The sequence below is a fragment of the Oscillibacter sp. PEA192 genome (genome assembly GCF_003574015.1).
GTDB lineage: Bacteria > Bacillota > Clostridia > Oscillospirales > Oscillospiraceae > Oscillibacter > Oscillibacter welbionis.
In genome coordinates, this window is record NZ_AP018532.1 from 2,949,199 (window position 1) to 2,970,409 (window position 21,211).

At 56.6% G+C, this 21,211-nt stretch carries 17 protein-coding genes; 6 read left to right on the forward strand and 11 right to left on the reverse strand.

What is annotated here, in order from left to right; genetic code table 11:
* Positions 1 to 57 precede the first annotated feature (57 nt).
* The 3 genes from DN611_RS14650 (at position 58) to DN611_RS14660 (ending at position 5,426) form a co-directional block, all read left to right on the forward strand.
* Complete coding sequence (locus DN611_RS14650) at positions 58 to 1,329, forward strand: tyrosine-type recombinase/integrase (protein WP_249390860.1); 1,272 nt, start codon at positions 58 to 60, stop codon at positions 1,327 to 1,329.
* A 332-nt stretch (positions 1,330 to 1,661) separates the two neighbouring features.
* Positions 1,662 to 4,631, forward strand: a complete 2,970-nt coding sequence (locus DN611_RS14655) for an S-layer homology domain-containing protein (protein ID WP_119311711.1) — start codon at positions 1,662 to 1,664, stop codon at positions 4,629 to 4,631.
* A gap of 438 nt (positions 4,632 to 5,069) precedes the next feature.
* Positions 5,070 to 5,426 carry a sporulation initiation factor Spo0A C-terminal domain-containing protein gene (locus tag DN611_RS14660; RefSeq protein ID WP_160117448.1) on the forward strand — a complete coding sequence of 119 codons (357 nt, stop codon included), beginning with the start codon at positions 5,070 to 5,072 and terminating at the stop codon, positions 5,424 to 5,426.
* A 219-nt stretch (positions 5,427 to 5,645) separates the two neighbouring features.
* Here DN611_RS14660 and DN611_RS14665 read toward each other — a convergent pair whose 3' ends face one another.
* Genes DN611_RS14665 through DN611_RS14675 form a run of 4 tightly spaced genes read right to left on the reverse strand, consistent with a single transcriptional unit; the run spans position 5,646 to position 7,890 of the window.
* Positions 5,646 to 6,191 carry a TlpA family protein disulfide reductase gene (locus DN611_RS14665; protein ID WP_119311713.1) on the reverse strand — a complete coding sequence of 182 codons (546 nt, stop codon included), beginning with the start codon at positions 6,189 to 6,191 and terminating at the stop codon, positions 5,646 to 5,648.
* A complete protein-coding gene (locus DN611_RS14670) occupies positions 6,188 to 7,054 on the reverse strand; it encodes a 4Fe-4S binding protein (RefSeq protein WP_249390861.1) in 867 nt (288 codons plus the stop codon). The genes DN611_RS14665 and DN611_RS14670 overlap by 4 nt, the downstream gene beginning before the upstream one ends.
* Positions 7,047 to 7,178: a CD1871A family CXXC motif-containing protein gene (locus DN611_RS17100; protein ID WP_256264661.1), complete on the reverse strand. Its 132-nt coding sequence runs from the start codon at positions 7,176 to 7,178 to the stop codon at positions 7,047 to 7,049. The genes DN611_RS14670 and DN611_RS17100 overlap by 8 nt, the downstream gene beginning before the upstream one ends.
* 1 nt (position 7,179) lies before the next feature.
* Entirely contained in the window at positions 7,180 to 7,890 is a 711-nt protein-coding gene (locus DN611_RS14675) for a hypothetical protein (protein WP_119311714.1), read from the reverse strand.
* Between the two features lie 147 nt (positions 7,891 to 8,037).
* Between DN611_RS14675 and DN611_RS14680 the strand changes: the two genes are divergently transcribed.
* The 3 genes from DN611_RS14680 (at position 8,038) to DN611_RS16560 (ending at position 10,935) form a co-directional block, all read left to right on the forward strand.
* A complete protein-coding gene (locus DN611_RS14680; protein ID WP_021747951.1) occupies positions 8,038 to 8,718 on the forward strand; it encodes a response regulator transcription factor in 681 nt (226 codons plus the stop codon).
* Entirely contained in the window at positions 8,715 to 9,860 is a 1,146-nt protein-coding gene (locus DN611_RS14685; RefSeq protein ID WP_119311715.1) for a sensor histidine kinase, read from the forward strand. The genes DN611_RS14680 and DN611_RS14685 overlap by 4 nt, the downstream gene beginning before the upstream one ends.
* A 550-nt stretch (positions 9,861 to 10,410) precedes the next feature.
* On the forward strand, positions 10,411 to 10,935 hold the full coding sequence (locus tag DN611_RS16560; protein WP_136891223.1) for a hypothetical protein: 525 nt from the start codon (positions 10,411 to 10,413) through the stop codon (positions 10,933 to 10,935).
* A gap of 217 nt (positions 10,936 to 11,152) precedes the next feature.
* Here the strand turns inward: DN611_RS16560 and DN611_RS14695 are convergent, their stop codons facing one another.
* The 7 genes from DN611_RS14695 to DN611_RS14725 all read right to left on the reverse strand — a co-directional run bounded on the left by DN611_RS14695 (position 11,153) and on the right by DN611_RS14725 (position 19,724).
* Positions 11,153 to 11,689: a macro domain-containing protein gene (locus DN611_RS14695; RefSeq protein WP_025543626.1), complete on the reverse strand. Its 537-nt coding sequence runs from the start codon at positions 11,687 to 11,689 to the stop codon at positions 11,153 to 11,155.
* Positions 11,690 to 11,702: 13 nt separating this feature from the next.
* Positions 11,703 to 13,097 carry a Na+/H+ antiporter NhaC family protein gene (locus DN611_RS14700; protein ID WP_021747956.1) on the reverse strand — a complete coding sequence of 465 codons (1,395 nt, stop codon included), beginning with the start codon at positions 13,095 to 13,097 and terminating at the stop codon, positions 11,703 to 11,705.
* Between the two features lie 268 nt (positions 13,098 to 13,365).
* On the reverse strand, positions 13,366 to 14,553 hold the full coding sequence (locus DN611_RS14705) for an amidohydrolase (protein ID WP_119311717.1): 1,188 nt from the start codon (positions 14,551 to 14,553) through the stop codon (positions 13,366 to 13,368).
* A 10-nt stretch (positions 14,554 to 14,563) separates the two neighbouring features.
* A complete protein-coding gene (locus tag DN611_RS14710; protein ID WP_329757577.1) occupies positions 14,564 to 15,811 on the reverse strand; it encodes an L-cysteine desulfidase family protein in 1,248 nt (415 codons plus the stop codon).
* Between the two features lie 136 nt (positions 15,812 to 15,947).
* Positions 15,948 to 17,165, reverse strand: coding sequence for a hypothetical protein (locus DN611_RS14715; RefSeq protein WP_021747960.1), 1,218 nt, complete (start codon positions 17,163 to 17,165; stop codon positions 15,948 to 15,950).
* Between the two features lie 98 nt (positions 17,166 to 17,263).
* The gene (locus tag DN611_RS14720; RefSeq protein ID WP_021747961.1) at positions 17,264 to 18,430 is read right to left on the reverse strand and encodes an amidohydrolase; all 1,167 of its coding nucleotides are present in this window, start codon (positions 18,428 to 18,430) and stop codon (positions 17,264 to 17,266) included.
* Positions 18,431 to 18,500: 70 nt separating this feature from the next.
* The gene (locus tag DN611_RS14725; protein ID WP_119311718.1) at positions 18,501 to 19,724 is read right to left on the reverse strand and encodes a M20 metallopeptidase family protein; all 1,224 of its coding nucleotides are present in this window, start codon (positions 19,722 to 19,724) and stop codon (positions 18,501 to 18,503) included.
* Between the last annotated feature and the right edge of the window lie 1,487 nt (positions 19,725 to 21,211).

Consider the following 21,211-nt stretch of genomic DNA (forward strand, 5'->3'; position numbering starts at 1 on the left):
TGTCATACGGTCGTAACCCGCCGTTCATCGCTCCCCCTGACCGGGAGGAGACGGAACGTGAGCAAAGTAACCATGAGACGGCCGGATGCCCGGGCCATGGCCCAGCTTCTGGCGGAGCAGACGCAGACGGCGGCGGGGCTGATCCTCCGCCTGGCCTGGCGGCAGGGGCTGACCCGGGAGGAGATCCAGCGCCTCACTTGGAACGATGTGGACTTTTCTGCCCATCAGCTCCGGCTGCCGGACCGGACCATCCCGCTGGAGACGGAGACCGAGGACTGCCTGCGCCGGCAGGCGGAGCGCCCCGACCCGCCTACTCCCTTCGTGGTGGTCTCGGACCGCCGCAGGCAGCAGATGCCGCCGGAGTCCATTTCCCGCCTGGCCAGAAAAACTCTGGACCGGGCGGGGCTGGGCGGCATCAGCCTGATGGATCTGCGGCACGACTTCATCATCCGCCATCTGGAATCCCACGACTGGCCCTATGTGGCCCGGATCAGCGGCATCGCCGTCCCCACTCTGTATGCCGTTTTCTCCGACTATCTGCCGGAGGGACGGCAGAAGGACTCCCTCCCTCGGCAGGAGGTGGACGGTTTTTTGATGTGGAAGCTGCTCCAGGCGGAGGGCAGCTCCCCGGTGGGGCTTGCCCTTTGGATGGGTTGGAAGCTGGGGATGCAGGTCCGGGAGATGACAGCCCTGACCTGGGACCAGGTGGATCTGGACCGGGGTCTGGTGCGGCTGCCGGACCGGGACCTGGCCCTGGGCGTCACCCTGCGGCGCCTGCTGCGGGCGGCGGCGGGACGCCGGCGGCCGGGTGAGGACCCGCACGTGCTGCTGACGCCCAACTCCCGGCGGCCCTTGGACCAGCCCCGGCTGTCCAAGATGGTGCGGACCGCCCTGATCCGGGGCGGGATGGAGCACATCAGCCTGGGAGATCTCTGCCGGGAGGAGCGCCGGGAGAACGAGGACGCCCGGCTGCTGGCCTACGCCGCCGAAAAAGGCACCATCTCCCGGTCGGAGGCCATGTCGCTGCTCGGCCTGTCCAAGGTGGCGGCCTACGAGCGTCTCCGGCAGCTGGCTGAGCGGGGAAAGCTGGTGCGGGTCGGCGGCAAATACTACCCCGCCGGCCAGGTGGTGCCGCCGGAGGAGCAGTATGACGTCATCCGTACATTTCTGGAGCAGTCCGGTCCGGCCTACCGGCAGGATCTGGCGGCGCTCCTGCACGTCGGCGACAGACAGTGTGCCCTGATCCTCAAGCACATGGTGGAGGACGGGCGCCTGGTGCAGGCCGGGCAGCGGTACGCCCTTCCCATTCGTGAGGAGGTTCTGCTGTGAACGGCGCAAAAGGAGAGCGGCCCTCAGGGGCCGCTCTCTTTTTTGGCCCGCGCCGCGGCCGGAGCAGAAATCGCGTCCGTGTTATGATGGCGTGACATGGCTGTCCATGCGATTTGTGCGCCGTTTTTCAATTGGATTAAAAGGTTTGCGAAACGCTGGACACCGGCAGTTTTTTCCCGTAAATTGGCCTTGCGAACGGCGGAAGCGCCCCGCATCCGGCTCTGCGGTTGGTGTAGGCCGACACAAGTTGGTTGGCTAGCCCCCACACGAATCCCAGACCCGCCTGGGGTCTTCCGGCGGACCGCAAATTTTTTGAAGGAGGAGAAATCCCAATGAAGAAGTTCCTTTCTCTGGTGCTTGCTCTGGTGATGACCATGTCTCTGGTCACCGTCAGCGCCGGCGCCAAGGACTTCACGGACGACAGCGAGATCACCTACAAAGAAGCTGTGGATGTGATCTCTGCCCTGGGTGTTGTCGACGGTTATTCCGACGGCGACTTCCGTCCCGATGATGTCCTGACCCGTGGCGCGGCCGCCAAGATCATCTGCAACCTGATCCTGGGCCCCACCACCGCCTCCGCGCTCAGCGCAGGCACCGCTCCCTTTAAGGATGTTCCCGTGACCAACACCTTCGCGGGCTACATCACCTACTGCTCTCAGCAGGGTATCATCAGCGGCTATGCTGACGGCACCTTCCGTCCCACCGGCACCCTGAGCGGCAACGCGTTCATGAAGATGCTGCTGGGCGCTCTGGGCTATGACAGCTCCATCGAGGGCTACACCGGCGCCAACTGGCAGGTCAGCGTCATCAAGCAGGCCAGCGGCATCGGTCTGGACGACGGCAACGACGAGTTCGTGGGCTCCCAGGCTGTGACCCGTCAGGAGGCCGCCCTGTACGCCTTCAACATGCTGCAGGCCACCATGGTCGAGTATGACAAGAAGGACACCATCGTTGTGGGCGACATCACCATCAACACCACTTCCACCCGCAAGGACGTGGAAAACAATACCAACACCGACGGCAACATCGATGGCGAGCGCAACGGCGACGGCCTGATGCAGTTCGGCGAGAAGTATTTCAAGGACCTGGAGAAGGAGGATGCCACCGACATCTTCGGCCATCCCTCCAGCAAGTGGGTCTATGATGGCGACGATGTGGGCACCTATGCCAACGAGGCTGACGCCACTTATGTGGTGGAGGACGACGATATGGACGTCGGCCAGGTGGTCACCAGCTCCAGCTACATGAATTACAGCAGCTCCGAAGCCAAGGATGCCAAGTACTTCCTGAACGGCGATGACAATGAGGTGAAGTCCTCTGAGCTGGTTGCCGTGGGCGATATCGTCGAGGCTTACGAGAATGACAACGGCGATGTGGAGACCGTTGTGGTTTCCCGCTACACTGTTGCCAAGATCGACAAGGTCGATACCGACGTCAGCACCGCTGAGAGCCGCAACGGCGCCTCCGAGGTCCTGACCCTCACCGATCTGGACGGCGACAACAGCAACGACTACTACGACAAGTACGACGATGCCGAGAAGACCCTGCGGGGCTATGCCTCCTCCTATGACGAGGGCACTGTTCTGGCCGTGGCCTTCCGCGACGGCAAGTTCGGCGATGAAGTCCTGGCTTCTTACGAGGCCGAGGCTGTCACCGGCGAAGTCACCGCTTTCCGTGAGGACGAGACCGTCACCATGGACGGCACCAAGTATGAGTTTGCCCGCAACGAGAACGGCACCGCTGGTTTCGTGGACGGCATCACCAGCAACTTCGACTTCGACAAGGAGTACACCATCTACCTGACCGCCGACGGCTATGTCATCGGTGTGGAGGGTGCCGCTGGTGCGGACCTGAACGACGTGTACTATGTGACCGGCGTTTACTGCGAGGAGAGCCGTTACAATGCCAACAAGTTTACCTGGTACGCCCAGGCCGTGTCCCTGGCGGATGGTTCTGCCTCTGACATCGAGCTGGATGAAACTGATGCGGACAATGCACTGAAGGCTTTCATTAATGATGAAAAGACAGATGAGTTTACTGTTGTCAATGGCCTGTATACCTTTGATGATGACATTGCCACTGCTTGGGACGGGGACAGAGACTATACCGTCTATGGCTTCAGTGATAGTGGTGAGCTGAACACCAATTTGAAGGATGCTCTGGCTATGGACGACACCAAGTTCTCCACCACCATCGTCGGCGGCGGTAGCGGCAAGACCTTCTATGTGGACGAGAACACTCAGTACCTCGGCGTGGATGATTATGCCGATGATATCGACACCGTCTATGCCATGGGCGGCATGAAGGGTACACCGAGCAACGGAAGCCGTGTGATCGTGATTGCTGACCAGGATGAGAACCGTGACGCCCTGTATGTGATCCTGCTCGGCTCCGACGCTTCCGTTGGCTCCGCCGACATCCTGTACGCCGCCGGCAGCAGCACCGACAAGGTGGGCACCGACAAGTACGTCCGCGAGTTCTGGTCCATGGAGGACAACACCAGCGAGGACATCACCATCGATGAAAAGCTGAGTGCCCATGGCTTCTATGAGGTGGACAGCATCGACGAGGACGGCGTCTACACGCTGAAGGACTATGACAAGACCGCTTCTTCTATCGATGAGGATTCCGACGGCATCGTCGTAGAGGATCTGGCGCTGGACAACACGGACCAGATCTATCGCAACGCTCTGAGCGGCTCCATCGATAACGTCAAGTTCGACGATGTCAGCATCGCCAACGCCACCATCATCGATGGCCGCAGCAACTCCGACCGGAACGACTCCGTGTATGACCGCGAGATCAACAGCATCTCCCGTCTGGAGGCCGCTCTGGATGCCGTGAGAGACGAGGATCTGGAGACCAAGGGCACTGTGGAGATCGATCTGTACGTGAAGGACGGCGAGATCACCTTCATCTGCGTCACCGACGTGGGCGGCGTTGCCAAAGATGACGGTGAGCAGGAAAGCGGCGAGCTGGACCTGACCGGTGTGGAGAATTTCGTCTGCAACAGCAATATCGTTACTGTTGACCTGGTCGGCACCGGAAAGATTCCCGCTAACTATCCTGTTACTGTGACTCTGATGAAGGCCAACAGCACCGAGGGCGATGCGGAAGTCGGCTCCAAGGAGCATGTAAACGAGACTGCCTATGAGGTTAATGATTGGAACAACCTGGGACAAATCGCGATCCAGGAAAGTGGTAATTACTATGTAATTATCACCATCGAAAATGAAGACGGCAGAGTTGTGGATGAGTTCACTTCCAACACTGTCCGCTTCGTCTACACTGCCCAGCCGTAAGGCAAATAGTTTCTTTCAAGTAACTTGTTGCGCAAGAAAGCCCCCGCTCGTAAGAGCGGGGGCTTTCCCTGTTTCCATCACATCCAGGCCAGTAGTGCTGAACATCGTCCTCCAGCCCCGCGTATTGGCCCGCAGCTTTCAAAAAGGTCTCTCCAGGAGTTGAAGGAGATCCTGTCTGCTCAGATAACTTTTCCCTCTTCCCCATGGGTGCCGGTCTTCCGGCGCTCATTTTTTTGTAAAATACAGCCAGATTCAAGACAAAAGTAAAAAAATATATTATGATAGATTGAAAGGGGGGTTCCAAATTCTGGAAGACAGGCTGCGCAGCTTCCCCACGCAATGGAAGATGTCGAATTTTCTGAGAGATGTCGTTTTTTCAGGCTTTGCTGTTTTTCGTCGTACAATCTTCTCATCGCAAATTTCGAGGAGGTGCTCTCCATGGACACGATCATCCGGGAAACGCTGCGCCCCTTTGGCATTACGCGCAATTACCGCGGTTACCCGCAGACGGTCCGCGCCATTGCTCTGGTCCTGGAAGACGAATCCCGCCTGCTCAATGTCACCGAAGAGATCTATGAAGTCGTGGCCCTGCAGACCCGGTGCCATCCCTCCAACGTGGAGCGGAACATCCAGACTGTCGTTCTCTGCGCGTGGCATACAAACCGACCGCTTCTGGTCAAAATGGCGGGATTTACGCTGACGGCTCCGCCCCGCGCCTCCCAGTTTATTGATATCATTGCCTCCTACATCCAGCGGGAAGTTTTGAGTGACCCCAACCGCCGTGTGCTGATCTGATGCCCCTCGCCTGTCTGTTCCGGGATTTGGTACCGACGGCCCATCTGCGGCCCCCGTGCGGCAGGGATTCCCGCATCTGCTGATAAGGTGGGATTCCCGCTCTTTACTGGCGGCCTGCCGGAGCAGCCGCCAAATCGCCCGCTCCCCTCTCCCCGGCCAACGAATCCGGCACAGGCGGCCGCCCTATTCCGCGGGGCGGCCGCCTGTCAGTCTCTCACTCTATTTCTGGCCGGTGATCAGCGCCAGCCGGGTCTCCACGGTGTCCAGCTGCTTCTTCACATTGCCCACGATATCCGCACCCACGATGTTTCCCTCGCTGTCCACGATATATGTAGTGGGATAGGTGGAAATATCCGCAACGAAGTCCTTGTAGAAATCGCCCTCCGGATCCGGAGAGATATTGTGATAGGTCACGCCCTTTTCCTTCAAAATCTCCCGGGCCGTGTCCAGCTGCTCCCGGCTCTCGCCGGAGTCGGTACCCACACCGATGAGGTTGATGTTTCGCTCTTTGAAATCCTGATACAGCTCCTCCAGTTCAGGCATCTCGGCGATGCAGGAACCGCAGCCATTGTTCCAGAAATTGACGATGGTGGCGTCATAGTCGGCGAAAATGTCGCTGGAGATCTCATCGCCCGCAATGTCCACCTCGGAAAATTCCGGGAAAGGTGTCTTGGACACCAGGGCGTCCTCTTCACCGGAGCTGCAGCCGGTCAATGCGGCGGTCATCAGTACCGCCGACAGCAATAGGATCAGAACACGTTTCATGTGGCAGTCTCCTTCTTCTCTTGTATTCTTTTGATCGAAAATACCCTGGTGATGGCCCCATGGGGGCAGGCAGCCGCACAGTCCCCGCAGCGGATGCACTCAGCATGGTTGGGCGTCCTGAACACATCCACATCCATCCTGCACGCACGACTGCACGCCCCGCAGGCGGTGCACCGGCCCGAGTCCACCTGCAGGCGGCAGATGGAAATTCTGTTGCACAGCCCGTAAAAGGCCCCCAGCGGGCACAGCCACTTGCAGAAAGGCCGGTAGAAAAACACCGCCAGCAGAGCTGTCCCCAGCAGGATGCAGCTCTTCCAGGTAAATAGTCCGCCCAGGCCGGCCCGGATGCCCGCATCGGCCAGCGCCAGCGGGATGCCGCCCTCCAGGATGCCGGCGGGGCAGATATACTTGCAGAAGAACGGGTCGCCCATTCCCACCTCGTTGACCACCGTCATAGGCAGGACAATGACGAAGAGCGCCAGAATCCCGTATTTCAGATAGGTCAAGATGCGGACCCGCCTGGTGCTGAACTTTTTTGCAGGGATTTTGTGAAGCAGCTCCTGGAACCATCCGAACGGGCACAGAAAGCCGCACACCACCCGCCCCAGCAGCGCGCCTGCGAAAATGAGGAATCCCACCACATACCATGCAAACTGGAACTTGGAGGAGCCGATCACCGCCTGAAGCGCCCCGATGGGGCACGAAGCTGCCGCGGCCGGACAGGAGTAGCAATTCAGCCCGGGGACGCAGACGGCCTTCAGGCCGGTCCTGGAGATCCTTCCATGCAGGAAGTTCATCAAAAAGGGGTTGGAAGCCAGCGCGGCCCCCAGCTGGATCTTCCAGCGATGCTTGTTTTCAGCCAATGCCCACACACTCCAAACACAGGTTGACGCCCTTGTGCAGGACCATGTCCGCTTCCCCGCGCCACAGCCCCAGTCCAATCATCAGCAGGGCGGCTGCCAGACAACAGATCGTGATCTTTCTCATATCAGCCCATAGCCGCCATAGCGGCGCCGCCCTCTGCCGCCGTCCCAGACTGGAACGCGGCGTTCCGGCTCATCTCCACAAAGGCGGCCGCGGACGCAGGCAGCTCCTCTGCGTCCACGGCGGAATACCATGCAGAGAGGAATGTTCCGTTCACATACCAGGAGGCGACGTTTGGCATCTCCCCGTCCTCCACCATGCTTCTGTTGCTGCCCACAGCTGCTGCCAGAGAGTCGTTGTAGAGGATGACGGGGAAGGGTGCATCGGCAAACATCTCGCTGCCGGTTCCGCTTTTGGTGCAAACCAGGATTTCCGCCCCATTCTCCGCAACGCCCCCATATCCCTCCGCCAGTGCGTTATAGAAGACCTGCGTCCCCTCCGCTTCCGGATCCAGGAAGGCAAAGAACACCACATCCCCAAGCTGTTCCCGGGTAAACGCCTCTCCGGACAGGGTGGTCGTGGCAAAGTCGCCCACCATGTTGCTCTCTGTTTTGCTGGCGGCGGGAACGCTGTTCTCCTCATAATAGGCATCCACCCACGCCTGATCGACCCAGCCCTTATCCAGGGCGTCCTCGATGGTAAGCGTACCAGCCTCGATGGATTGTTCCACATCCTCCTGACTGGGCCGCTTCTCTCCGCAGGCCGCCAGGGACAGGGCCATGGCAGCGGCCAGACCCAGCACGGCCAGCTTCCGTTTGTTCTTGCATCGCTTCATAAAAAACCTCCTTGCCGCACCTGCGGCGGATTTTGGACAGGAGGCATTGTAGCATGGAAAACGTAAATTTCCTGTCAAGGCGGTCTTGATGGAAATTTTATCTGGATGTGCTATAATAGCCGCACATGGAAAAGGGCGGTGAGTGGGATGCGGATTTTGGTGGTGGAGGATGAGCGTCTCCTGTGCGACGGGATCGCGGAGGATCTGAGACTGGAAAAATACACGGTGGATTGCTGCTACGATGGTCCGGCGGCCTGTGAGCGGCTGTTTGTGGAACCCTATGATCTGGTGGTCCTGGATCTGAACCTGCCAGGCATGGATGGGCTGGAGCTGCTCCGGCACATCCGGACGGAACAGCCGGAGCTGCGGGTGCTGATTCTTTCCGCCCGGTCACAGCTCTCAGACAAGGTGGCAGGGCTGGATCTGGGCGCGGACGATTACCTGACCAAGCCGTTCGCCCTGGAGGAATTGGAGGCCCGGGTGCGGACGCTGCTGCGCCGGGAATTTCGTCAGCGGGAGTCCCTTGTACAGGTGGGCGCGCTGACCCTAAACACCGTGACCCGGGAGGTCTCCGGCCGTGGGGAACCCCTTCCCCTGACGCCCCGGGAATTTGCCATCCTGGAGCATCTGATGCTTCACCGGGGATGCTGGATCAGCCAGGAGGAGCTGATGGAGCATATCTGGGAGGCGGATGCCAACCCCTTCAGCAACGCCGTGCGGATGCACATCTCCTCGCTCCGGAAAAAACTGCGGAAGCGGCTGGGCCATGATCCGATCCAGACCAAGGTAGGTCGGGGCTATCGCCTGGCCGGAGAGGAGACGGCATGAGGAAACCGATGTCCCTGCGCCTGCGGGTCACTCTGCTCTGCGCAGCCCTGCTGACGCTCTGCTGCCTCCTGCTCACTGTGACTAACAATTTTTCGGCCATCCGGATGGCCGACGCCATTCAGGCGGTGCCGCTTCTTCCGGCGCAGCGCGCAGAGCTGGAAGACAGTGTCAGCCTGCCCATGGCGGAACTGCATATCAGCGATACGATCCAGCAGGCTCAGGGGGCGTTCCACATGCAGAGCCTGCTGGCCATGGTTGCCATCCTGGCGTTGGGCCTGTTCCTCATATACCGGCTGGTTGGAAAAGCCCTTGCTCCGTTGGACACACTCACTTGCCGGATCCGGGAGCGGACGGCTGCGGATCTGGCGCAGCCCGTTGAGATCCCCGACAGCGGGGATGAGGCGGCCGCAGTGGCCCTGGCGTTCAATCAGATGTCCCAGCGGCTGAACCAGGTCTTCGTCATGCAGAGGAACTTCTCCCGCAACGCGGCCCATGAATTCCGCACACCGCTGGCAGTCCTAAAGACCCGAATCGGCCTGTTCCGCAAAAAGCAGGACTTCCGCCCCCAGGCCACACTGGAGCTGCTCCAGATCGTCGAGGGGGAGGTGGACCGCTTGTCCGCCATGGTGAGCGAACTCTTGGAGCTGACCAATCTGGAGCGGGCATCCCGCGGAGAGCGGCTCTCCTCCGGCCAGCTGATCCGGAGCGCCGCGGACCAGGCCGCCCCCCAGGCGGAAGCGCGGAGCATCACCATTTTGGTGGATGCCGCGCCCTGTACCCTGGCCGGAAATGCAGAGCTGCTCCGGCAGGCGGTATGCAATCTGGTGGAAAATGCCGTCAAGTACAGCCCGGCCGGCAGCGTTGTACACATCGCGGGCCACCGGGATGGGGAATGGTTCCAAATCGTGGTTGCCGACCAGGGACCCGGCATCCCGGAATCGCTCCGCCAGCGGATTTTCGAGCCCTTTTTCCGGGTGGATGATTCCCGCTCCCGACAGCTGGGCGGTGCCGGACTTGGACTGGCACTGGTGCGGGCCATCGCGGAGTTCCACGGCGGCGCTGTTTATGTGGAAAAATCCCGGGGAGCGGGAAGCCGATTCGTCCTGAAGCTGCCATGCGAACAGGATCCTCCGCCGGATTGAGATCCAAACTGACGTCTTTTGTCAGACGGGATCGGCGGAAACGCCTCGCGGCAGTTATTTTCATGCCCCTGGCTGTGGGCAAGCTGCCTTTCCGTGCGCCGCCCCCTGGGGCTCAGCTTTTGGGCGGAAGACGCTCTGCGGAGGGAACCGCCGTCCGGAAGCCTGCCACCGACACGTGGCGGGGCAGTCTGCGTACAACGTTTGAAGATATCAGCGTCTCTGCAAACGCAATTCCCGTTGCCTCTCCATACAGCCCTGTAATCTGTGCGCCACTTACAGCAGGAAAGCACCTGAAATCTAAAGATTTCAGGTGCTTTTTGCTTCTCAGCGGACAGTGCGCATCTGTTTTGGGCTTCGCACATCAAGTTTCCTGCGGATAGCAGCAGCGAAGCCCGCATGACGCCCGCATCTCTCCAGGAAAAATGTGCTTCCGGCACACGCAATTCTCCAATCGGCCCCTTAATAAATGCTGACAGTTCGAAAGGATGTATACCTCCAGATCCGTCAGTTGGTCTGCCGGGCTGTTTTCCCCGTGATGGGCTCCTGACTTATGATTGATGCGGCCCATGACGATCTTTGCCATGCCGCTGACCCTTGCGTATTCCGCGATCTGCACCGCAGGAGCCGTCCCGTACACCATGGAAATCTGCGCCCCCTGCTGCTCCGCCAAGTGCAGATTGCAGCGCAGTTGCTTTATATTCCCTGTGGTAAAGAAATTTTGCAGGACCTGTTTGGTCTGGCGTTTCCGACAGACTTTTCCCACCCGAAGAAGCCTCTCCACATCCCGATGCTTGGTATGCCGGCACCCCTGGGTGTTGTTGTGCGCCGCTTCATCCACCAGGACAGTTGGAATCTGGTCAATATCAACCCTCCCGGAGTTGAATGCCGCGGTATTCGTTTTTCTTATTCAGCAAGACCTCCCGTCCGTTCAGCAGGGACAATGTATCCGGTCTTACATGCGGGGCTCCACATAGCCCACCACCAGATCAGCGCCCTCTTTCTGCGCCTGATGCGCCGCTTACGACAGGGCATACGTTTTGCTCACGCCGGCCGCATAGCCAAAAAGGATTTTTAGCCTCCCCGGAGGATCCTCCGCTTCCGGATCGTGTGGGAAATTCGCGCATTCATTGTTTGTCCGTCCCCTATGTACTCACCCTCCCACAACTCGTCATAGAATCAATACCTTGTCCCGTTATCGTATCACGCGTAATACTACCAAACCGTGAATAATGGCGTCATGATCGGAAGATAGAATTGGGGCGCTCCCACCAGCAGGAAAACGAGCGCCAGAATCATTTGGCGCTCGTTTCATAACTGTGTGTATCGTCCCATCCCAAAATCCGTTTGGCCATCAGATAGATTCCCGGCTTGTAAAGGACCAGAACCACATCCAAGGCAGGACTCCGGCGTATAAAGTCCGTAATCGCTTGGCCGGCAATATAGATTGCTTCTTCTCGTGGGATGTGATATTCTCCCGAAAAAATAAGTGGAAACGCAATGCTTTTGCATCCGCTGGTCACTGCCCTTGTCATGGCGCGGCGGTAGCAGTCTGCCAGCAGTAACCGCTCTCGCTCCGCGCCTCCAAACCAGCCAGGTCCGGCCACGTGAATAATATAGCGGGCCGGCAGCCCAAAGGACGGCGTCATCACAGAATGTCCGATAGGACAATGGCCATGACGTCGGCAAGCCTCCTCCAGCTTTGCACTATCCGCTGCGGCGAAAATTGCCTCACAGATCCCCGGCGTACGCTTCAGTTCTGTGTTTGCAGCATTTACAATGGCATCCGTGGCAATATTTACGATATTTCCCATCCAAAGATGATACGGCATAGGTCTTCCTCCTTTACAGCAGAGCACCGCATACCAGATACCCCAAAGCGGAAATTCCGCTGGCACACAGCGCATACGGAATCTGAGACAACGCATGATCCATGTTCTCGATCTTACAGCAGCTGGATGTCAATACCGTGGCATCGGAATAGAAGCAGGCATGGCTGCCGAGCGTGGCGCCCGAGACAATCGCCCCCATGACCAGGAGCAGATTTGTGCCGATGCTCTCCGCCAGCGGCAGCAGGATTGGCGCAACGATGGCCGGAATCCCCCACACGCTGCCTGTACTGAAATTCAGGATCGCCACCACCAGAAATGTCACCAGAGGGAAGATCACGGCATTGACATGGGGCTGCACCAGGGTAATGATGTAATCGGCAATCCCGATATCGGTCATTGCCTCCTGCATGACAAACGCAAAGAAGATGATGGCCACCGTGGGAATCATGTTGCAAAAGCCGTGCATCGCCAGATCACAGAACCTGGAAAAGCTCATTTTGCCTCTGGGAATATAGAGTACAAAGCACACTGCAATCGCAGCAACCACGGCCAGAAACAGCTCTCCGGAAATGATTGCCAAGATAATCAACACGCCCACCGGCAGGATAAAGTCCATGAGGCTGCCCTGTGTCTGAAATTCCGACTCATCCTCCTCGTTGAGCGGTGCGCTCTCCGGCGAATAGACCTTGCCGGTCTCCTGAAGGCGGCGGTAAGCGGTCCGCATCCGCCCCAGCTTGGGAACAACGCCAACGATAAACAGCGGCACGATGATAACCGCTGCGATGGCGTAAAAGGCAAAGGGGATCACGTGATAGAATGTCTCTATCGCCGTTCCATAGCCCAGCTCCGCAATCCCCGGCTGCGTGAAAAATAGCCCGGAAAAGAAGATTGCCCAGGTAGAGAACGGCAGAATGGCACACACCGGCGCGCCGGTGGAATCGATGATGTAAGACAGGGCCTCCCGGGGCACACGGCGTTGGTCGGTCAGTTTTTTCATGCAGGTGCTCAGTGTCATGATATTCAAATAGTCATCCACAAAAATAAGAATCCCCATGATCCAGGTGACCATCATGGTGGACCTTGGCCCCCGGCAGAGCTTTCCAAGCGCCCTTGTAAATCCCAGTGTTCCATGGGATTCTCCCAACAGCGTAATGAGGCTGCCGAACAACGCGCACACCAAAAAGACCCATTGGTGCGAATAATCTGTCGCCACGCGGAAAAAAGCATCCATCCAGTCGGTGGCGATGTGAGACAGTGCATACACTCCCTCGGACGGGATCCGTGCAGCGCTGGTAATCACATAGGTCAGCAGAGTTCCAAAGATCAACGGTTCCAGAGTCCGCTTTGTTTTCAGCGCAAAGGCAATGACGAACAGGACGGGGATCAGTGTCCATATTCCATATTCCATGAGTACAACCTCGTTTCTACCACAGTCGCATTTATTGGAGTGCTTCTGGTGCCCGCTAAAGTCATAATAGAGCACTTCCGATGAAGATAGTGTTAGTTTCCCGGCTCTGGGATAAGGAATATATTAAGAACACCATTTGATTGAAATGACAAAATGATAGGCCGGCATTCCAGTCGATGGAATGCCGGCCTCTACTGTACAGCGGATATTCCTTTCCGGGCATTTTCTGAGTCCGGAATGTCCCCTGCGCAATTCATCAGCTGCCAGTTTATTTGCCACGCTCCAGATAGTCTGCCGCAAACTGCGCATACAGTGCGGCCCCCCTCTGCAGCACCGGCTCATGGACTGTATAGCGGTCGTTGTGGTTCCCCACCGTCATACCGAGTTCCTCATTTCTCGTTCCAAGAAAACCGAACACCGCTGGAATCTTATCGGCAAAGAAAGCAAAATCCTCACTGCCCATCATCTGGGGAAGTTCTTTCAAACACGCTTCCCCATAGAGTTTCACAGCTGCGTCATGGGCGATTTTATTCAACTCTTCATCATCGTTATAAAGAGAGTTTGCATAGTAATCATATTCAACCGTGGCAGTCGCGCCAAAAGCCTTGGCTGTGTTTTCAGCAATCCGCCGCAGCCCCGCTTCAATCTTCATACGGAATTCTGCGTTATAAGTCCGGGTGGTTCCAAACAGTTCCGCATGGTTTGCAATAATATTATACCGCTGTCCGGCGTGCATCTCTCCGATATTTACTACCAGCGGGTTTAAGGGGTCGTTCGTTCTGGAGACAAATGACTGGATATTGCTGACAATCGCTGCGGCAGCCAAAAGTGCGTCCACACCCAGATGCGGCTGTGTCCCATGGGCGGAAACGCCATCTACCTTGATTACAAAGTTATCCACACTGGCCATGCGGGGCCCCGCCTGCACATTGATGTATGGCTCCTCCAGTGTCGCCCACACGTGCTGGCCCATAATGGCATCCACGCCATCAAGGATACCCGCTTCAACATAGTATTCCGCACCGTGGCAGGTCTCCTCCGCAGCCTGGAAAATCAGTTTGACGTTGCCTTGCAATTCGTCTTTCGTCTCCATCAGCATCTTTGCCGCACCGAGAAGCATGGAGATATGGCAGTCATGGCCGCAGGCATGCATGACGCCCTTATTTCGGCTTGCAAAGGGCAGGCCTGTCTTTTCCTCTACCGGCAAGGCATCAATATCCGCCCGGAGAGCCACAGTTCTGCACGCCTTTTCGGCCTTTCCCCCCCGCAGCATCGCACATAATCCGGTATGGTCCGGGAAGCGTTGGATCTCGGTATAGCCCATTTTCTGAAGCTCTGCCGCAATATGCTCTGTGGTCTGGACTTCCTCGAGGCTCAGTTCCGGGTTCTGGTGGCACCATCTGCGCTGTTCCACAATGTAATCCAATGCCTGTTCAGCCAGTTCTTTATAGTTCATAACAGTCCTCCTATTTCTGAAGAAGCATCTCCAAAATCAAATCATCACATTTAGAGGAACCCTCATTCCCAAGCCGCACGAAATTTCTGATCGTTTCTTCCGGGTCTGTTTCTACAATTCCATCTGTCGCTTTCACGCTTTCACTCCGAAGGGCCATAGCGGCACATTGGAAGGCGGCAAAGACACAGGTGCTGATCTTCAAGGCGCAGTCTGCCTTGGCACCGTCACAGAGCATTCCGCTCACATTCCCAAACATATTGTTTACAGCAAATCCGATCTGCTCCAGCGTGCCTCCTTGTAGATACACCAAGCCGCAGGCTGCGGCGGCAGCGGCAATGGTCGCCCCGCAGAGCCCGGAGAGCGGTCCGAAATCCGCGTGGATATGAATCGCCATCAGGTTGCTCAGCGTGACGGCGCGAAACGTTCTCTCTTCATCAATACCAAGACTCTTCGCGGCAGACAAGATGGGAACTGTTGCGGTAATGCCCTGATTGCCGGATCCGGAATTTGTGATGACCGGGGCATTGGCTCCCGCCATTCTGGCGTCCACCCCGCTGGCAGTCATGGCTACGGCATCCATGACAACATCGTGCCCCATCAGCCCCGCTTCCTGATTGTTCCGGATACCATGGCCGATATTCAGTCCGTAATCACCCGCTGCGCCCAGCTGCGCGATATGCCCATTGACTTCGATGGCCTCTTGGATCATGTGTAAATCATCCTGTCGGCGATCCATCGTCTCCACAAATTCATAGATCGTCCGGATATTCAGCGTCCTGCTGATCTGCTCCGGCGTGATATCCGTTTCCATCGTCTGCCCGGGCAGCTCACAGCCCACCCTCTGGTGGTCCCGCTCCACAAGGATCACATTGGTATGCGCTCCCTTAATAATGGCGCGGGACTGGTGTTCTTTATTCACCAGTTCAACTTCCACATACAGCTTGTCCGGATCAAACGCCCTTCTCACGTCCACATATCCATTTTCCACAAGATGGGCCGCTCTTTCAATGTCTTCCGGGCGGGCGTCATCCACAACCCGGAGCTGGCGGTCCACCGCCCCGCACACAGCACCCAAAGCAGCTGCATAATTTATTCCAGTATAGTTCGTTCCGGGTATCCCCGCAGACATCGCGTTCTTGATGATATTCGCGCTGGCCCTGACCTTGATATGCTCCAGCTCTCCATCCAACTGCTCTCGGGCAATGGCGGCTGTCAGCGCAATCGCGGCAGGCTCTGTGCAGCCGGTGGCCAGCATCATCTCATGATTCAATATTTGACAAATCAGTTTCCGATTCATAGCGATACGCTCCTATTCTATGATCCCAACCAACATTTGATTCTACAAAAGCGGAACACTTCGTGTCCCGCTTTTGTAGATGATATGGCCTTTACAATCAGAACATTTTGGCAAATACGCTTGCAATGATAACGGACGTGATCGTCACAGTGGTAAAGCCGCCGACAATCATGGGCGGGAACATCTTGCTCATCAGATATTCCTTTTCCTCCGGGGTCGCCGCCAGAGCGTTGCAGGTGTTTTCAGTGATAATTGCATTGGGCGGGAACCCATACAGGGCAGTCAATGCGGTGGCAAAGGCCAGCAGGAACGGGATCTTCAGTATTTTTGCGCTGACGAAGCACAATACCGCCATGCCAGCAACACCGACAACAATCAGAATGACCATCGGCCCGATGATGCTGCCCAGCATCTGGGGCGTGCAATCCTTCAGGCCGTCAAAGATATACATCATCAGAGCGAACATGACAATGCCATAGGAATTGCTTTTATTCAGTGCGTTCTCATCCAGAAAACCAATGCTGGTGAAAATAATGCCCAGAACCAGTGCATACACAGCGCCGCTGATCGTCATGTTCAGGCCGGGGATGACAACTCTTCCCAGCTGTGTGGCCAGCCAGGCCACGAATCCCAGCTTGCCCAGCATCACCACAACAGAATTCCACTTGGCAGGCGTGGGGGGCAGCAGTTTCTTGCGCGGACTCTCGGTGGTTTCCAGCTTTCCGTTGACTGCATCTACCGCATTTGAAACGCCGGCAACCGACACACCGCCGTTCCGGTATTCTTTCAGGAGCTTTTTGCCCTCCAGCTGGAGGCAGACCGCCGTAAGCGGATACCCCGCGAACCCCTGGACGCAGTACATGGCGATAGCAAACACAGCCGCTTCCTTGAGGCCGGCAGCATTGGCCGCCTCCATCATCGTCGTTGCAGCCACGATGCCTCCGGTGAGAGGAGGCAGTCCCGCGACAACAAAGCTGCGGTCCATGAGCAGGGGGCAGACGAACAGTGCCAGGACGCACATACCCGCAAGTCCCGCAAGGCAGACCACAATGGTCTTCCACTGCTCCAGCAGCTGCTTGATGCTGATCACGGTGCCCATGTGCGTAATCAGCAGATAGATACCGATTGTGCTGCCAAAGGGAATCAGTACGGCGTCGCTGATCAGCGTAGTGGGAAGGACTGTCCAGTAGCCCACCAGAATGATAGCGGCAGTTACGAATACCGATGGAATCCATGCTTTTGTTGCCGTGGAAACGACCTCGCCAATGATGTACACTGCAGCGCAGAGCACAAACGCTAGTGCAAAGTTATACATGTCTTTTCCCCCTCTTTACTTATTCAGCACATATTTCGGCGGCAGAACTGCCTCCTTTCATGGTTTTGCATTCTCCCACCCAATATGAGTCTGACCAATTACTGTGCGTTGAAATCCATTGCCACCTGCGCATAGAGCATGGCGCCCTTCAAAAGCTGTGCCTCATCCACGCAGAAATTGCCGGAATGGTTTGGCCAAACGGCTCCGCAGGCCTCGTTTCCGGTTCCCAGCAGTGCGATTGCTCCCGGCACCCTCTGCATGAAGTAGGAGAAGTCTTCGCCGCCGGTGGTAGCCGGATTGGATGCGAGGCAATTCTCACCCAGGACAGCAACCGCGGATTTTTGGGCGATGGAAACCACCGCCTCATCATTGACAGTGGGCGGCACGATGCGCAGGTACTCCAGCTCTGCCTCAGCGCGGTAAGCCTCGGCTGTGCCTTTGATAACTCTTTCCATCCGTTCCTCAAAGGTTTCCCACACCTCATTGCTGAAGCAGCGGGTGGTTCCTGTCATATAGCTGTTCTCCGCCACTACATTCCAACGGGTGCCCGCCTGGATCGTCCCTACGGTAACGACCGCCGGGTCCATAGGCGAGATCTCCCGGCTGACGACGGACTGCAGGTTATTGATGATGGCAGCCGTTACAACAGCTGCGTCCACACCCCGCTCCGGCTGTGCGCCGTGGCACCCCTTTCCCTTCACAGTGATATGGAATTCGTCTGCCGACGCCATCCGGGGGCCGGCTTCCAGAGAAACCATGCCGGACTTCACATCTGTCCACACATGAATGGCAAAACATGCGTCCACGCCGTCCAAAGCGCCCTGCTCAACCATGGACTTGGCACCCAGAGCTACCTCCTCCGCAGGCTGGAAAGCCAGTTTTACCGTGCCGCACAGTTCTTCTTTCATGTCATGAAGGATGCGGGTGGCGGTCAGGAGCATCGCAATATGGCAGTCATGGCCGCAGGCATGCATAATGCCCTCGTTTTTGCTCGCATAAGGCGCCCCGGTGGTTTCCTGAACCGTCAAGGCATCCATATCTCCGCGAAGCAAAATGGTCTTGCCGGGCTTTGCGCCTTGAATGGTGACCAGCACACCCGTCTCCAGCCCACAGGGCCGCCAGGAAACGCCTATCTCGTCCAGCGCCTCTTTGATTGCCTTGCTGGTGTGATATTCCTTGGTGCTGACTTCAGGATGCTGATGGAAATAGCGGCGCTTTTCGATCAGATACTCTCCGTATTGGGCGGCGACCTCTTGCACATTCATAACAATTCTCCTTTTCTCGCGAATTTTTTCGCTTTAAATGGTTAAATCATTTTGAACTTTCCAAATCTGATTACTTCAGGAATTCCAGAGCAATAGAAACCAAGGTCCTGATGCCTGCCGGCATAACATCCTCCCGAACCGCACACTTGGGATTGTGCAGGGGCGCCAGCTCTCCCTCGTGTCCTGCATAAAGCATCAGATAGGCGCTGGGGATACCACCCAGCTTTCCATAGAAGCTGAAATCCTCACTGAAAGGCATTGGATCGGGCATGGGGACCACCGCGTCCTCACCCAATTCCTTTCGGACCGCGTCAGCGGCAAGATCCATCAGCTCTTTGTCATTGAAAGCGCTGGGATATCCGTCGGCATAGTGAATATGTACTGTATTTCCGGAGGCGGCCTCGATACCTTTTGCAATTGCCTGGACCTGTTCCTTAATCACGCTTCGCACACTTTCCGAATACGCTCTAGTCACGCCGCCAAACTTGACCTCCGCCGGGATCACATTGGGCGCGTCGCCGCCATGGATGCTCCCCAGGGAGAACACTGCCATCTCCATAGGGTCCACCCGGCGGGCGACGATCTGCTGCATCATCACGATCATCTGGGCGGCAGCCAGCACGGGGTCCGTTGTATTCTGCGGCTGAGAGCCATGTCCCCCTCTGCCGGAGACGGTGAAGTCGAACAGGTCCACGGAAGTTGTTATGGGCCCGATGTGGAACCCAACCTGTCCTGCCCGGTGGGCGTCCGGCAGCACATGCATTCCATAGATCGCGTCCACATGGGGGTTTTCCAGCACGCCTTTTTCCAAAAGCTCCTTGGCGCCGCCAGGTAATGTATCTTCGCTATGCTGGAATATCAGCTTGACACAGCCCGCAAAACGCTCTCTCATTCCGCACAGGATCTTGGCCGCGCCCAGCATCATGGATGCATGCATATCGTGGCCGCAGGCGTGCATAATCCCCGGATTCTCACTGGTATACGGCAGTCCGGTTTCCTCCTGCACGGGCAATGCGTCGATATCGCAGCGCAGTGCCACACAGCGGCCCGGGCCTCTGGCTCCATGGATCAACGCTACAACGGCGGTTGGTACAGGCCGTTCGATTGCATCAACCCCGTATTCCTCCAGCTTCTTTCGAATCAGGGCCGATGTCCTTACCTCGTTTCTTCCAATCTCAGGATGGCGGTGAATATCCCTGCGAATCTCTACCATCTCCGGGAAATATTCCTCCGCTCTTTCTTTTATCGTACTCGTCTCAAATTTCCTCCTTCCTGCATGGCTTCCGGAAGCCATTGTTTGTTCAGCATGGTTTCTATGTTTGCTTCGCAAACATAGAAACAGGGATCCCTGTTTCCGACAATACGATATTGCTTTAACTATACTTTATCTATAATAATCCTAAACCACAAAGTATATCAAGTCAATATTTTTCTCCTGACTTTTCCTGACTCCAGCATTCTGAGCACTTCCTTGTTAGAGTCGGAGACCCTTTTCCGGGTCTTGTATCCTATCGGCGGAAAGCCAGAAGCGCACTGACACAGGCGGCAAATTTCCACATGGCGAAGGTGCTCTGACGCCCGATCAGATACTCAATGCAGAATGTAGTTGCAATATCCGCTCATCGTACGTCCATCCAGCGCACGTTTCCAGGCGGTCAGGCCCATTGGTCTTGCTGCGGTCTGCATTGGTGCAAATGATCTCTGCCCCACCGCGCCCTGTGACGGCGTAAAAGCCCGCAGAACTTATTTTATACCACGGTATAGAAGTCCCGTACGGTGGCGCCCGGCACAGATGTCAATGATCTGCTGCCAGATACGGCGCTCACTGGTCCGAATGGAATTACCTCCGCTCCAGCGGTTTTAAAGGAGCCGATGCTGAAAGTAGTCCTACCCTGCCTGAGGCGTTCATCACCCAAGGCAAAGTTCTTGGTTCATTACTCTTTCAGTTCACTGGTGGCCCAAATGCGGATGTGGGCGGCCCGCAGCGATGGTCCAGGTTGTAAAAGCGGGCTTCCCTCGTTTTGGTCTTTCTATCCATCGCTCCGTAGAGCGTGCTTGTTACATTTTTGCAACAACTCCTTTGTCCTGCAATTCGCCTTTCTGGACGATATTAGTTTCCTTTCTGAGAATGGCTTGGAATGGCGAGAAGGAAGATAAGCTCTCACTCTTAAGTTCACGAACGTGATATTATAAGAAATAGTATTTGCATTCGCCCCGCAAAAAGCCGTTGCACCGTGAAAAGCCTTGAGAATACTGAATTTTTTGCCTTTTAGGACACTGGAAAACACACTGATTTTCGGTGCTGTGGTGCCCAAATTCCTTGCGGCGATATAAAACCACACAAGCAAATGTAAAGAAAAATCAGAATTATCGAGGGTAAAAGCACTCCCTGCTTTTGCCCTCTTGACTGCCGCACGAGCAGAAGCATTCGTACTTGTCAGCGGCGGGCGGGTCCCGTTCATCTTGACTATTGACAAGCGGGAATGGTTCTGCTGTCTCAGGATTTATGCAAACCTCAAAAAAGCGGCAGACCACTGCGGGCAGAACTCTGCGGCGAAGGTCTGTCCCAGACTGTCCGGGGCATTCAAACCGCCCTTCATGCAGCACTGAATAAAGCGGTGGAGGAAAACGGATTTTCTGTAATCCCTCAGATGGGTGTAATTGGAGCAACGGGTGATATTTGCTGCATCCCATAAATTGGGTGATATCCTACGCCACCCATGTCCGCGCTGGTCTTAGAGGGCTACTGGGCGCACGCCAAAATGAAATTTGACAAGTGCT

What these genes read in the sequence shown, in the direction of transcription:
- DN611_RS14655 (WP_119311711.1), top strand. Translation starts at nt 1,662, where the DNA reads ATGAAGAAGTTCCTTTCTCTGGTGCTTGCTCTGGTGATGACCATGTCT.
- DN611_RS14660 (WP_160117448.1), top strand. Translation starts at nt 5,070, where the DNA reads ATGGACACGATCATCCGGGAAACGCTGCGCCCCTTTGGCATTACGCGC.
- DN611_RS14665 (WP_119311713.1), bottom strand. Translation starts at nt 6,191, where the DNA reads ATGAAACGTGTTCTGATCCTATTGCTGTCGGCGGTACTGATGACCGCC.
- DN611_RS17100 (WP_256264661.1), bottom strand. Translation starts at nt 7,178, where the DNA reads ATGAGAAAGATCACGATCTGTTGTCTGGCAGCCGCCCTGCTGATGATT.
- DN611_RS14675 (WP_119311714.1), bottom strand. Translation starts at nt 7,890, where the DNA reads ATGAAGCGATGCAAGAACAAACGGAAGCTGGCCGTGCTGGGTCTGGCC.
- DN611_RS14680 (WP_021747951.1), top strand. Translation starts at nt 8,038, where the DNA reads ATGCGGATTTTGGTGGTGGAGGATGAGCGTCTCCTGTGCGACGGGATC.
- DN611_RS14685 (WP_119311715.1), top strand. Translation starts at nt 8,715, where the DNA reads ATGAGGAAACCGATGTCCCTGCGCCTGCGGGTCACTCTGCTCTGCGCA.
- DN611_RS16560 (WP_136891223.1), top strand. Translation starts at nt 10,411, where the DNA reads ATGATTGATGCGGCCCATGACGATCTTTGCCATGCCGCTGACCCTTGC.
- DN611_RS14695 (WP_025543626.1), bottom strand. Translation starts at nt 11,689, where the DNA reads ATGCCGTATCATCTTTGGATGGGAAATATCGTAAATATTGCCACGGAT.
- DN611_RS14700 (WP_021747956.1), bottom strand. Translation starts at nt 13,097, where the DNA reads ATGGAATATGGAATATGGACACTGATCCCCGTCCTGTTCGTCATTGCC.
- DN611_RS14705 (WP_119311717.1), bottom strand. Translation starts at nt 14,553, where the DNA reads ATGAACTATAAAGAACTGGCTGAACAGGCATTGGATTACATTGTGGAA.
- DN611_RS14710 (WP_329757577.1), bottom strand. Translation starts at nt 15,811, where the DNA reads ATGATGCTGGCCACCGGCTGCACAGAGCCTGCCGCGATTGCGCTGACA.
- DN611_RS14715 (WP_021747960.1), bottom strand. Translation starts at nt 17,165, where the DNA reads ATGTATAACTTTGCACTAGCGTTTGTGCTCTGCGCTGCAGTGTACATC.
- DN611_RS14720 (WP_021747961.1), bottom strand. Translation starts at nt 18,430, where the DNA reads ATGAATGTGCAAGAGGTCGCCGCCCAATACGGAGAGTATCTGATCGAA.
- DN611_RS14725 (WP_119311718.1), bottom strand. Translation starts at nt 19,724, where the DNA reads ATGGCTTCCGGAAGCCATGCAGGAAGGAGGAAATTTGAGACGAGTACG.